At 52.6% G+C, this 12,283-nt stretch carries 11 protein-coding genes and 1 riboswitch; of the genes, 10 read left to right on the top strand and 1 reads right to left on the bottom strand.

From position 1 onward, the window contains the following. Positions 1-50: 50 nt before the first annotated feature. Entirely contained in the window at positions 51-1,925 is a 1,875-nt protein-coding gene (locus QWI17_RS01890; RefSeq protein WP_302720792.1) for a metallophosphoesterase family protein, read from the top strand. Between the two features lie 75 nt (positions 1,926-2,000). Here QWI17_RS01890 and QWI17_RS01885 read toward each other — a convergent pair whose 3' ends face one another. Beyond that, a complete protein-coding gene (locus QWI17_RS01885; protein WP_302720791.1) occupies positions 2,001-3,098 on the bottom strand; it encodes a Gfo/Idh/MocA family protein in 1,098 nt (365 codons plus the stop codon). 188 nt (positions 3,099-3,286) lie between these two features. Then, positions 3,287-3,435: riboswitch (cobalamin riboswitch) on the top strand. A gap of 113 nt (positions 3,436-3,548) precedes the next feature. On the opposite strand from QWI17_RS01885, the gene QWI17_RS01880 reads away from it, so the two are divergent. From QWI17_RS01880 to cobS, 9 genes are read left to right on the top strand one after another with little or no spacing between them, the layout of a single operon-like run. Then, positions 3,549-5,378: a TonB-dependent receptor plug domain-containing protein gene (locus tag QWI17_RS01880; RefSeq protein WP_302720790.1), complete on the top strand. Its 1,830-nt coding sequence runs from the start codon at positions 3,549-3,551 to the stop codon at positions 5,376-5,378. Positions 5,379-5,406: 28 nt separating this feature from the next. Next, positions 5,407-6,018: a cob(I)yrinic acid a,c-diamide adenosyltransferase gene (gene cobO / locus QWI17_RS01875; RefSeq protein ID WP_302720789.1), complete on the top strand. Its 612-nt coding sequence runs from the start codon at positions 5,407-5,409 to the stop codon at positions 6,016-6,018. A 34-nt stretch (positions 6,019-6,052) separates the two neighbouring features. Then, entirely contained in the window at positions 6,053-7,513 is a 1,461-nt protein-coding gene (locus QWI17_RS01870) for a cobyric acid synthase (protein WP_302720788.1), read from the top strand. Then, the gene (locus QWI17_RS01865) at positions 7,510-8,535 is read left to right on the top strand and encodes a FecCD family ABC transporter permease (protein WP_302720787.1); all 1,026 of its coding nucleotides are present in this window, start codon (positions 7,510-7,512) and stop codon (positions 8,533-8,535) included. Before QWI17_RS01870 ends, QWI17_RS01865 begins: the two co-directional genes overlap by 4 nt. Next, positions 8,532-9,323, top strand: a complete 792-nt coding sequence (locus QWI17_RS01860; protein ID WP_302720786.1) for a heme ABC transporter ATP-binding protein — start codon at positions 8,532-8,534, stop codon at positions 9,321-9,323. Before QWI17_RS01865 ends, QWI17_RS01860 begins: the two co-directional genes overlap by 4 nt. After that, positions 9,311-9,856, top strand: coding sequence for a bifunctional adenosylcobinamide kinase/adenosylcobinamide-phosphate guanylyltransferase (gene cobU, locus QWI17_RS01855; protein ID WP_302720901.1), 546 nt, complete (start codon positions 9,311-9,313; stop codon positions 9,854-9,856). Before QWI17_RS01860 ends, cobU begins: the two co-directional genes overlap by 13 nt. Before the next feature lie 10 nt (positions 9,857-9,866). After that, complete coding sequence (gene cobT / locus QWI17_RS01850) at positions 9,867-10,904, top strand: nicotinate-nucleotide--dimethylbenzimidazole phosphoribosyltransferase (RefSeq protein WP_302720785.1); 1,038 nt, start codon at positions 9,867-9,869, stop codon at positions 10,902-10,904. Then, positions 10,894-11,511: a histidine phosphatase family protein gene (locus QWI17_RS01845; RefSeq protein WP_302720784.1), complete on the top strand. Its 618-nt coding sequence runs from the start codon at positions 10,894-10,896 to the stop codon at positions 11,509-11,511. Before cobT ends, QWI17_RS01845 begins: the two co-directional genes overlap by 11 nt. After that, complete coding sequence (gene cobS, locus QWI17_RS01840) at positions 11,495-12,283, top strand: adenosylcobinamide-GDP ribazoletransferase (protein ID WP_302720783.1); 789 nt, start codon at positions 11,495-11,497, stop codon at positions 12,281-12,283. The genes QWI17_RS01845 and cobS overlap by 17 nt, the downstream gene beginning before the upstream one ends.

The raw sequence follows: 12,283 nt of genomic DNA, 5'->3' as shown, positions 1-12,283 counted from the left end.
ATCCTTGGCTAGACTGCCAACTTGTATACAGAATCTACAAGGGATGGGCTATGTCGATCGGTTTATGGATAATCAGGGCAACGCTGTTGTCGCTGGCGGTAGTGACAGGTGCAACCTATGCGCACGATGCAATAAAGCACTCGGAGGCATCAGGATTATTGATTGAAAGCACTGGCGAGGCGACCCCCTGGACCCACCTACAAATCAATAACAATCCATCTGCATTTCAATTCGCCATCGTTACCGATCGTACCGGTGGTCTTCGACCCGGTGTGTTCTCCGAGGCCGTGGATAAACTAAATTTGCTGCAGCCCGAATTTGTGGTCAGCGTGGGTGACTTAATTGAAGGCTACACGGAAGATCGGCAGCAGCTCGCAAGCGAGTGGAATGAATTCGACAGTATGGTGGCACGGCTCGATATGCCATTTTTCTATTTGGCCGGGAATCATGACTACACCAACGATGTCATGGCCGAGGTGTGGCGCGAGCGCTACGGTAAAAGTTACTATCATTTTACCTATCGCGACGTAATGTTTGTGATGCTTAACTCTAACGATGGCGGATCTACCCACAGCTTTTCGGGCGAGCAAATAGACTGGTTAAAGAAAACGCTTAACGAAAATAAAGGTTCCAAATGGACGCTGATTTTTACCCACGCACCTCTGTGGGATCGCGACGAGCAAGACCGCTGGGGTGAAGTCGAAGCACTGTTGCAAGATCGCCCCTATACTGTATTCGCCGGCCACCACCACCGCTATGTAAGGGACAAACGTCACGGTCGCGAGTACTTTACCCTGGCGACAACCGGGGGTGTCAGCAGCATGCGCGGCGCCCGATTTGGCGAGTTTGATCATGTCGTCTGGGTTACCATGAGTGAGGATGGCCCCATTATAGCCAACTTGATGCTCGACGGTATCTGGGATAAAAACGTCCGCACTGCTGAAATGCGTGATCTGCAGAACAACATGATTGACCGCGGACGAGTGTCCGCCCCGGCTATTCTATATCGTGACCGTTTTAGCGAGGGGACGGCCCAGCTTCGGTTGAAAAATGATGCGGATATTGCATATGCCTTCAGCGCCGACATTAGCTCCTTAGGGGGAGCGCTGGTCGAGAGGGCGACGCACGTTGAAGTTCAAGTTCCTCCCAATGAAATAGTCACCATACCTGTACCACTGCGAGTGCCTAAGGCAATGTCAGGCAATACGAATCTCGCTCAGGTTGACTGGCAACTGCGCTATGACCTCAATGGCGAGAGCATAGAGTATCAGGGTGAAGAAATGCTTGCTGCCGCACGTGAGTACCCGCTGCCTAAACTCAAAGGTTTCTCTCTTGATGCCGAGTTGAGCGAGTGGAGTAGCACCGCTTTTTTTGCTAACGCTCCGGGTGCTTTTTTTACCACTGAGAATTTTTCAGGCGATGAAGATTTTAGTTTTCGTTGGTCTGCTGGCGTTACCGATAAAGGGTTGGTATTGGCCGTCGATGTTGTCGATGATGACATTAAGCGCGATGAAAGCCAAAACTATTGGGTGCAGGACTTCCTCTTTTTCAATATAGATGCCCGTGAAAAGTCGCGCCGAAGCATTAAGCAGACCTACGACAATAAAGTGCCGGGTGATCGCTCCATTGCCGTTGTCGCGCCAGCGGCAGGTTTTGAGGCATTGCTGCGTGGTAATCCCGGTGTGCCCGAAGGTGTTGAGCTTTCTGCCAAAGTTACCGACAGGGGGTATGCAGCGGAAGTTTATATACCTTTTACGGTGCTTGAAGCGGACCGAGGAGGCAAGTGGGACGGACTGCGCATTAATGTGCAAGCGCGCGACAACGACTCCGGCGAGTACGGTATGGTGGGGCGCGAATGGTTGCCTAGCTGGGGGCACGAATCTGTGGTGGCCGGCAGTGGTAATTTTTATCGGCAAAGTGATTAAACGTTACATCAGCAAAAAAGCGGCCGCCTTCGGGTTTTACCGGCGGCCGTTGTGATAGGTCAAGCCAACATCAGGCTACGTCAATGTTACCCGCTGATTTTTAGCGGAAGATTCGATGGCTGCCTGAACAATTTCAATATCGCGTTTGCCATCTTCACCTGGAACGATTACCTGAGAATTATTGAGTATCGCCAGAGCATCGTTATCCATTTGCGCCGCTTGCTGATTGGCAATAAATTTATCGAGCGTTTTGCCATCGCTGGTTGTGCCCGTCACATTGTTGTAGGCCTGCATCGGGCTTAATTGGTACCACCCATCCGCGCAGTCGACTCTCAGTACATTGCCCGATTCAACCACTGACGTGCGACACTTTGCGATAACTTCGCCCGGAAACTCCAGAGTTAATGTCGTTGTATTGTCTACTTCATTAAATTTCGGGTGGCTGAAGTCTCGCTTGGCCGTAACGGCAACGGGTTCCATGCCCGTGGCGTAGCGCGCCCCGTTAATGGCGTATACGCCCATATCGTAAAGTGCACCACCGCCCATCGCCGCTTGCATACGCCAGTAATCAGCAGCTGCGCCATTGCCGGCATAAGCCGCGGTCGAGGTGACCGAGCCAATGTCTCCATAGGGGAGAGATTTGGCATACTGGATAACGGTTTGGGTGTTGGGTTCGTGCTGCATGCGGTAGCCGATGGATAACTTCACCTTGTTTTTGCGGCATGTATCAATGATGGTTTGGCATTCAGTGGCATCCATCGCCATGGGTTTTTCACACCAGACATGTTTGCCGGCGTTGGCCGCGATGACCGAGTACTTCAAATGCAAGCCGGTGGGCACCACGATATAAATAACGTCTATGTCCGGGTTGTTGGCAATGGTGTGCATATTGTCGTAGTTGTATACATTGGCATCTTTAATTCCGTACTTTTTCTGCCAAACGGGAATCTTCTCCGGGCTGCCCGTAACAATACCGCGCAATTCACAATGTTGGGTAAGTTGCAGCGCGGGGGCGAGCAAGTCACGGCTGTAGTAGCCGAGGCCCACCAGAGCGACGCCCAGTTTGCGTTGCGGGGCCGCCCAAAGGTGTGAGCTTGATACACCGGTTAATACAGCGCTACCAAGCCCCATGCGTTTAATAAACTGACGGCGTGACGATTTATTGATATTCATGGTCATTCCTACGTTTTATTAATTCAATGCTATTTCAGCAAGTGGGGAGCTTGAGTGCAACGAGCTTTACAGTTCTTAGGTGCGGGGTATGGAGCACGGGGCACGGTGAGCGGGAGTACCCTTCCGTCGACCGTCGACCGTCGACCGTCGACCGTCCACCAATTGACAAATACGCTCAACCCCCTTACATTGCGCGCCACGATATATGGTGCCTGCTGCCTGGCGATGCCAGAGCTGAGTAGGGTAAACGGGAAGTCCGGAAATCCGGCGCTGCCCCCGCAACGGTGATCAAGTGCATACTTGTAAGCCCGATACCGGCCTGTATCCGAACCGTGATGGAGCGGAGGGCTACCATCTGGCAATACGACCCTGTGTCGGCGTTTACGTCTGGCACCTCCGAATTGCTATTCCTCCCTCGATCCCAAGTCCAATTTGCTTAGGGGTTGAACCTTGAAACAAACTATTTTAGCCGTGGCGGTTTCTGCCTTATCGACGGCTGTATTTGCCCAATCTAACAATACTGAAAATACCAAAGCCTTGCTGCCTACATTGGAAACCATGGTGGTGGTGAGCTCACGCCAGCAACAGCCTTTGCGCGAGGTGGCGACCTCCATAGCCGTGTTGGATGAGGCACAAATTAAAGCGCGCGGATTTACCGCGCTGGCCGATGTGCTTCGTTCCATGCCGTCGGTGTCGGTGACCAATACCGGTGGTATGGGTAAGCCGACTTCGATTCGTGTACGAGGTGAGTCAGGCTACCGCACAATGGTGCGCGTCGATGGCGTAGACGTCACTGATCCTACCGGTACTCAGGCCGGGGCGCAGTTACAGCACATTATGAGTGCCGATGTGAGTAGGGTGGAACTATTGCGTGGGCCCCAGGGGCTTATGTATGGGGCCGATTCCGGCGGTGTCTTGAATATCTCAACCACCACTGCCAGCGACGAGACCCAGGTGAAGCTCGCAGCGGAAGGTGGCAGTTACGACAGCCAGCGTTACAACGCCAGTGTAGGTGGCGCCAATGAGACTCTAGATTACTTTGTGGGCGCCTCCTACGCAGAAACGGAAGGTTTTAACGCAAGCTTAGCCGATGCAGCCTTGCGCGACGATGACGGTTACGAGAACACGACATTGCACGGTCGGGTGGGTTGGAATGTCAGCGGTGCACTGCGTCTGGAGGCGGTGCTACGCGACACCGACGCCAGCAATGAATTTGATCGGTGCAGCTGGCCTTATCAGGACGACTGTATTGGCGACTTTGAACAGACCAACACGCGGGTAAGCGCCAAGTACCACACTGAACGTCTTAACAATGAATTAGCTTATTCCAACACCGACGTAGCGCGTCAAAATATTGCGGCAGGTGCCGTGTCCTACGATACCGAGGGCGAGATTCAAAAGCTTGAGTGGTTAGGGCGTGCTAAATTGAGTGACACACATACATTTGCCTATGGTCTGGAGCAGCGCGCAGACAAAGTGCTGGAGCTGAGTCGTGATCAATGGGCAGCCTATGCGGAGTACCAGGGGCACTACGGGCATGGGTTGTATGTCACAGCGGGTGTACGTCGGGACGACAGCGATGATTTTGGCGATTACAATACCTTTCGCATGAGTGGGGCTTACGTACTGGATTTAAATGCTGGCTCGCTAAAAGTTAAGAGCAGTTACGGTACCGGATTCAGAGCCCCAAGCTTGTTTGAAATCGACTACAATCGCCAGCAAAATAATCCCGAATTAGCGCCGCTAACCCCAGAGGAAAGTGAAGGTTGGGATGCGGGTATCGAGTACTTTGGCAACAGCGGTTTGCATTTAGAGCTGGTGTATTTTGACCAAGGCATTGATAGAGAAATTGATTGGGATGGTGGTTATGTGCAAAGCGCGGGCGAAAGTACGTCAGAAGGTTTCGAATTCATCGCCGATTTTCCCATGGCCGACTGGCTGGTAATCAATGCCAACTACAGCTACACCGATGCCAAAACGGCTGAAGGCTCTGTTCGCGCCCGTCAGCCGGAGAATATGGCCAATGTAGGTTTCACTTTCGTACCGGCCGGCGCATTGCAAGCATCGGTTAACGTCCGCACCGCCGATGGTACTCAGGACCGCTATGGTGATCCTATCGCAAGCTATCAAGTATTGGACGCCAGCGTACGCTACACGTTAAGTTCAGCCGTTAGCTTTTACGTTCGCGGTGAAAACTTAACTGACGAAGAATATGTAGAAGTGCCCAACTATCGAACTGCCGGTGCATCGGGCTATGCCGGTTTGGACGTTACCTTTTAATCGCATCACAACATTGTCAGGAATTACCATGACCGAAGAGCAGAGTAAAAACGAACGCCACAAAAAAGCCATGGAAAAACAAAAAGCCAAGGTCGATGCCCGCATTGCCGCGGCGGATTCTGAACGTGGCGTGGCCATTGTGTTGACCGGCAACGGCAAAGGAAAGTCGAGCTCTGCTTTCGGTATGGTAATGCGTGCGCTGGGTTACGGTCACAAAGTGGGCGTGATCCAGTTCATTAAAGGCGAGCAACTCTCCGGTGAAGAGCTGTACATTAAAAACCATTGCCCGCAAGTTTATCTGTATCAAATGGGCACGGGGTTTACCTGGAATACGCAAGATAGGTCGGGCGACATTCGCGAGGCGGAAAAAGCCTGGTTGGAAGCCGAGAAATTATTGACGGACGATACGGTCGATCTAGTGGTACTGGACGAACTGACCTATATGATTGCCTATAAGTACCTTGAGGAAAACAAGGTGTTGGAGGCAATTAAAAACCGCCCGCGCGAGCAAAGTGTGGTTGTTACCGGCCGCGGTGGCGGTAGTGCACTGCAAGATCTGGTCGATACTGTCGCCGAGGTGAAAGATGTGAAACACGCCTTTAAATCTGGTATTAAAGCGCGTAAAGGTGTGGATTATTAATGCTAGAACATTGCCTTAGGCGGTATACGTAGACATGAACTGCTTAATGGTGCAGGGCACAACCTCCGACGCGGGTAAAAGTACCCTGGTGGCGGGGTTGGCGCGATTATTAAACCGCCGGGGAGTAAAGGTCGCGCCTTTCAAACCGCAAAATATGGCGCTTAATAGCGCGGTAACAGCAGACGGCGGTGAAATAGGCCGTGCCCAAGCATTGCAAGCGATTGCTTGCGGGTTGGCCGCACACACGGATATGAACCCGGTGCTGTTAAAACCGTTCTCAGATGTCGGTGCCCAAGTGATTATTCAAGGCCAGTCTATTGGTAACATGCAGGCGCTGGATTATCACGCTTACAAAGCAACCGCACAGCAAGCGGTACTGGATTCTTTTACCCGTTTAAAAAAACAGTATCAATGTGTGTTAGTTGAAGGCGCCGGCAGCCCCGCTGAAATTAACCTGCGGGACAATGATATTGCCAATATGGGGTTTGCCGAGGCTGCGGATTGTCCGGTCATACTTATAGCCGATATCGACAAGGGAGGAGTGTTTGCCCATTTAGTGGGAACGCTAGAGTTGCTGTCACCCAGCGAGCGTGCGCGCGTAAAAGGTTTTGTTGTTAACCGGTTTCGCGGAGATTTAGCGCTGTTGCAGTCGGGGCTCGACTGGCTCGAAGAATATACCGGCAAGCCTGTGCTGGGGGTCATACCTTATTTACATGACCTCTATCTGGACGCCGAAGATGCCATTCACGCCGGTCAAGTGCAGGAGCAAGATCTGCTTAATGTTGTTGTACCGGTGCTTCCCCGTATCAGCAACCATACTGACTTTGACGCGTTACGCTTACATCCTCAGGTAAATTTACAGTACGTTGCCATTGGCGACGCCTTACCTGCGTGCGATTTATTGGTTTTACCGGGAAGTAAAAATGTACGTGCTGACTTACAAGCATTACTAGAAAACAATTGGCAGAAAAAGTTAAACCGACACCTGCGTTATGGTGGCAAGCTGTTGGGTATTTGTGGGGGGATGCAGATGCTTGGGCAAGCCATCAACGACCCTGAAGGCATAGAAGGGCCGCCCGGGAATATGGCAGGCTTGGGGCTGTTTGACTATGTCACCACGCTAAAGGCCAATAAAACGCTTAATAATGTGCGCGGTGAGTTTCAGCTGGGAGGTTGCTCTGCGTTATTTTCCGGCTACGAAATTCACTGTGGTGTATCTGTCGGTTCAGCACTAGAGAAAGGCGTTTTCCAGTTGGATAATGGCACCCATGATGGAGCGATAAGCGCTGATGGGCAAATACTGTCTACCTATATTCACGGCTTATTTGATCACCCCAAGGCACTCGAACAGCTATTGCAATGGGCCAGCGACGCGAGTGCGCAATGGCAAGAGTTTGACCTGGATGTACACCGCAATAATCAGTTGAATCGGTTGGCCGATACACTTGAACAACATTTAAACGCTGAGTGGTTAATGCAGTTGGAGTCGCTATGAGTACAGCGGATCCTCGCAGGCACCGCCGTCGCTGGACGTTATCGGCATTAATCGTAACGCTGATTATAAGCTTTGTGGGCGCCATTGCACTGGGGTCTGTGCGCTTGTCGTTTCCTGTGGTGTTGAGTGCATTGTTGGGGGGCGAAGCGCCGGGCATTAGCCATGAAATTGTCCGCTCAATTCGCTTGCCTCGTGCTCTGTTGGCTGCATCGGTTGGCGCTGTACTCGCGGTATGTGGGGCCTACTTGCAGGGCATGTTTCGCAATCCCCTGGCAGACCCTTCCTTAATAGGGGTGACTGCCGGCGCTTCGGTCGGTGCCAGCGCGGCGATTTTGATTGGCGGTGGCACCTTAATAGGCGGTTTATCGCTGGTCTCTCTCGGCGCCTGCATTGGCGGGCTCATGGCTGTGTGGTTGGTTTATCGTGTGGCAACCGGCCTGCAAGGCACCTCGGTAGCAACCATGTTGTTGATGGGAATCGCTGTGAGTGCACTGGCTGCGAGTGCCACTGGGCTAATGGATTATTTCGCTGACAATGAAAGTCTGCGTCGAATGAGCCTGTGGCGCATGGGTGGACTGGACGGAGCCAACAGTGCGCGCGCCGGTTTAATGTTGTCGGTACTGGCAATTATGTTGCTGGCTATGACGAGAACCAGCAAGGCGCTCAACACAATGCTGCTAGGAGAGTCGCAAGCTCGCCACCTTGGGGTGAATGTAGAGCGTTTGAAAAATCAGTTAATAATATGGGTGGCCTTAGGTGTTGGTGTGTCCGTTGCCGTGGCCGGCAGTATCGCATTTGTCGGGTTGGTTGTGCCCCATATGGTTCGATTGTGTGTGGGGCCAGATCATCGCACACTGGTGCCGCTTTCCGCATTGGGTGGTGCCAGCTTGTTGCTCGTAGCCGATACCCTTGCACGAATTCTATTATCCCCCACGGAATTGCCTGTGGGGTTAGTTACCGCGCTGATCGGCGCGCCGTTTTTTGTTTTCTTATTGATACGCCATCGGGAGTTGATTCGATGACACGGCTGCGTATCGAGCAAGTCGCCGTTCATGTGGCGGGTAAACCGCTGCTGTTGCCCATGGACTTAAACGTGGCCGCAGGCGAAGTTGTGTCAGTTATTGGCCCCAATGGTGCGGGTAAAACAACTTTGCTGCGTGCGATAGCCGGTGATGTCAATGCCAGTGGCGGCCGGGTTTTGCTTGAGAAGCAATTGCTCAGTACGATTGAGCCACGGGCGAGGGCTCGTCAAATGGCTGTTCTCTCCCAGCATAATACGCTGGAGTTTGCCTTCACGGGTTTCGAAGTTGTGGCTATGTCACGCGGGCCACACAGCACCGGTAGAGTCCTGGATGTGCAGATATGCCATGAGGCTATGGAGGCCATGGATGTGAGCCACCTGGCCAAACGTTTTTACCCCACGCTTTCAGGCGGAGAGCAACAGCGTTTGCATTTGGCGCGTGTGCTCGCGCAAATATGGCGAGAGCAAGATGCCAGAGAACGTCTTTTATTACTCGACGAGCCGGTAACCAGTTTAGACATAGGTCATCAACACCAGTTAATGGAGGCGGTTAAATCGTTTGCGGCTACCGGTGTGGCGGTATTAATGACGGTACACGATATTACTCTGGCGGCGAGTTACAGTGACCGTCTCGTCGTTCTAGATCGCGGCCGCTGCGTCGCCAATGGCCAGCCGCAAAATGTGTTAACCGAAGCATTGGTGAGTGATGTGTTTGAAACAGACGTGTTGATACTGCCCCACCCAAAAACCGGCAAGCCCATTGTGGTAGGAAACGCATCATGCAACTAATTCTTGGTGGCGCACGCAGCGGCAAAAGCCGGCTGGCGGAACAGAGCGTTTTGAGTTTGTGTCAGGTTCACGAAAAACCTGTTTATTTGGCAACGGGGGCGGCCGGTGATGATGAAATGCAATCGCGTATTGCCAAGCACCGCCACGATCGCGCCGATCAATGGCGAACGGTAGAAGAGCCCGTGCAGTTGGCCCGTGCGCTAGCCAACCTACTCGATGATAATTCGTGGGTGTTAGTTGACTGCTTAACGCTTTGGATTAGCAACTGTTTACACGCCGGGTGCTGGCCACAACAACGCGACTTGTTGCTACTGGAAATTGATAGGCAGTTGGCTTTGGGCAATACACCGAGTTGGGTTTTCGTTAGCAACGAAGTGGGTTCGGGGGTTGTGCCATTGGGGCAACTATCGCGTGAGTTTGTCGATGCCAGCGGTTGGCTTCATCAAGCGCTGGCCGAGCGATGCAATCAAGTGACGTTAGTCGTTGCCGGATTGCCAATGTCATTGAAGGGCGAGCCAATCGGTAGCCGTTAGAGAGGGATGTATGAAATTAGAATGGTTGCGCGACTTGGCCAAGCCGGTTAATAAGGTATCCACCCAAGCGGCACTTGCCCGGCAGGAAAATTTAACTAAACCTGCGGGATCGCTTGGTCAGTTGGAATCTCTTGCGGTGCGTTTCGCAGGTTTGCAGGGGCGAGAAATACCACAATTAAAGCGTATTGCAATTCGCGTGTTTGCCGCGGATCACGGTGTCGCTGCGCGAGGCGTGTCGGCTTTCCCACAGTCTGTTACGGCGCAAATGGTGCAGAATTTTTGCAGCGGAGGCGCGGCTATATGTGTGCTCGCAGATTCATTGGGGGCAGAATTCAAAGTGGTGAATTTAGGCTGTGTCGCCGCGGTACCCGCTCACCCGGTACTGGTGGACGCGATCATTGCACCTGCTACCCAGGACTTTACCGTTGCCAAAGCCATGTCGGCACCGCAGCTGGAGGCTGCGTTGAACGCAGGGCGAAACCAAGTTAATGAAACCGACATGTTTATTGGCGGTGAAATGGGCATTGGCAATACCACGGCGGCGAGCGCTTTGTTGGCCGCGCTCTACCATTTGCCTGCAGAGGTAATGACCGGACACGGCACCGGTATTGATGAGACGGCACTAAAGCGTAAAGTTGCGGTTATTGATCAGGCGCTCGCATTACACGATGCTACGGTGCAAGACCCAATGGCGCTTCTAGGCGCATTGGGCGGGTTTGAAATTGCAGCGCTGGTCGGCGCTTATATCACCTGCGCGCAGCGCGGTATTCCGGTCATCGTTGACGGCTTTATTACGACAGCCGCCGCCGCTATTGCCGTCGCCGTGAACCCCAGTATTAAACCTTGGTTGGTGTTTTCGCATCTTTCTGATGAGTCCGGACATGCAGTGGCGCTGGCAAAGCTTGGGGTCACCCCGTTGTTGTCACTTGACTTACGATTGGGCGAGGGCAGTGGTGCCGCGCTCGCCGCTAACTTGGTCCGTCAGGCGTTGAATTTACACGGGTCTATGGCAACGTTTGCCGAGGCGGGTGTTGCCGATGCAGATTGATTTACTCAGGCACGGCGCCTGTGAAGGAGGGGCAATTTTCCGTGGCTCTACCGATGTACCGCTAACGGCTGAAGGCTGGCAGCATATGGCAGGCGGCCTGAAAAAATTACAGGGCCCCTGGCAAAGCATTGTCTGTTCACCTCTCATCCGCTGTCGAGCATTTGCTGAGGGTTTAGCGACAAACTCAAATGTCTCGCTGCGTGTAGATGCGGGTATTAGAGAGATGAGTTTTGGTGATTGGGAGGGCCTGCAGGTCGAATCAGTTTGGCAAGAGCATGAGGCCCTATGTCTGGCCTGGTCGCGCGCGCCTGATCAGGTCACGCCGCCGGCGGGTGAAGCCTATACACACTTCAAAGGCCGGGTACTAAACAGCGTTTTGACGCTGGTACAAGAGTATAGGGCAAGTGAAAAAGTATTATTAATTACCCATGGTGGAGTAATAAAGCTGTTGCTAAATATAGCGCGAGGTGAAAGCCCCGCGGGCATGATGCAACTGAATGTCGGTTATGGTTTCGCAGCGTCTATCAAAATAGTGGCGCCAACATTTAATGCTAATACGGTTCATATTCTGGCCCCAGGTGAGACTGAGTATGTCTATCAATCATAAGCTAACCCATTATCTACAGGCGTTTTTATACGCGCTGGTATTTCTAACCCGTCTACCCGTTGGCAAATGGCTGCACAAGCCTGACTCTCGCACCATTTCGACGGCTGTGTATTTTTATCCGCTGGTGGGACTGGTGCTGGGGCTAGTTCTCGTATTATTTGCGTCTCTCGTTGCCGGGTTTGGTACATGGCTGGCGGCCGCTTTAACGGTAAGCTTTTGGGTGATGCTCACTGGTGCATTGCATCTGGATGGTTTGGCCGATTGCATGGATGCCTACTATGCCGGGCATAAAATTACTGATCAAAAGCAAAGGCGTGAACGCATTCTTCAGGTTATGCACGATCCGGCCTGTGGCGCTGTCGCCTTGGTGGCTCTGGTGTTGGTGATTATGCTTAAGGTTATTGCTCTGGCCAGTCTGTGGCAGCAAGGCGCCGCTCTGAGTCTACTATTGGTAGCGCCCGTGTTAGCACGTACAGCGATATTGCCATTTATGGCCTTGGCCGATTACGCCCGGCAAACCGATGGCGGAGTTAGCACTCCGGTCAACAACAGTCAGTCACTTTGGATTACCGCTTTTTTATACTGTGCGTTAGTCGCGGTTGGCTTGTCGTTTGTGCACAGCGCGGTATTAATCGTCGCGCTGGCGGTTTTACTGACGTATTGGTCGCGATTTTGGTTTAAGCAAATTGGCGGCTATACCGGCGATTGTTTGGGTGCGCTGGTTGAGTTAAGTGAAGTGTTAGTCCTGATTTTACTGGTCGCTTTGTGTTGA

Source organism: Gilvimarinus gilvus, assembly GCF_030518155.1.
In the GTDB taxonomy this organism is placed as follows: domain Bacteria; phylum Pseudomonadota; class Gammaproteobacteria; order Pseudomonadales; family Cellvibrionaceae; genus Gilvimarinus; species Gilvimarinus gilvus.
This window is presented reverse-complemented; position numbering and strand designations above follow the sequence as displayed.

Coding starts and splice junctions, on each gene's coding strand:
- QWI17_RS01890 (WP_302720792.1), top strand. CDS start 51: ATGTCGATCGGTTTATGGATAATCAGGGCAACGCTGTTGTCGCTGGCG.
- QWI17_RS01885 (WP_302720791.1), bottom strand. CDS start 3,098: ATGAATATCAATAAATCGTCACGCCGTCAGTTTATTAAACGCATGGGG.
- cobO (WP_302720789.1), top strand. CDS start 5,407: ATGACCGAAGAGCAGAGTAAAAACGAACGCCACAAAAAAGCCATGGAA.
- QWI17_RS01870 (WP_302720788.1), top strand. CDS start 6,053: ATGAACTGCTTAATGGTGCAGGGCACAACCTCCGACGCGGGTAAAAGT.
- QWI17_RS01865 (WP_302720787.1), top strand. CDS start 7,510: ATGAGTACAGCGGATCCTCGCAGGCACCGCCGTCGCTGGACGTTATCG.
- QWI17_RS01860 (WP_302720786.1), top strand. CDS start 8,532: ATGACACGGCTGCGTATCGAGCAAGTCGCCGTTCATGTGGCGGGTAAA.
- cobT (WP_302720785.1), top strand. CDS start 9,867: ATGAAATTAGAATGGTTGCGCGACTTGGCCAAGCCGGTTAATAAGGTA.
- QWI17_RS01845 (WP_302720784.1), top strand. CDS start 10,894: ATGCAGATTGATTTACTCAGGCACGGCGCCTGTGAAGGAGGGGCAATT.
- cobS (WP_302720783.1), top strand. CDS start 11,495: ATGTCTATCAATCATAAGCTAACCCATTATCTACAGGCGTTTTTATAC.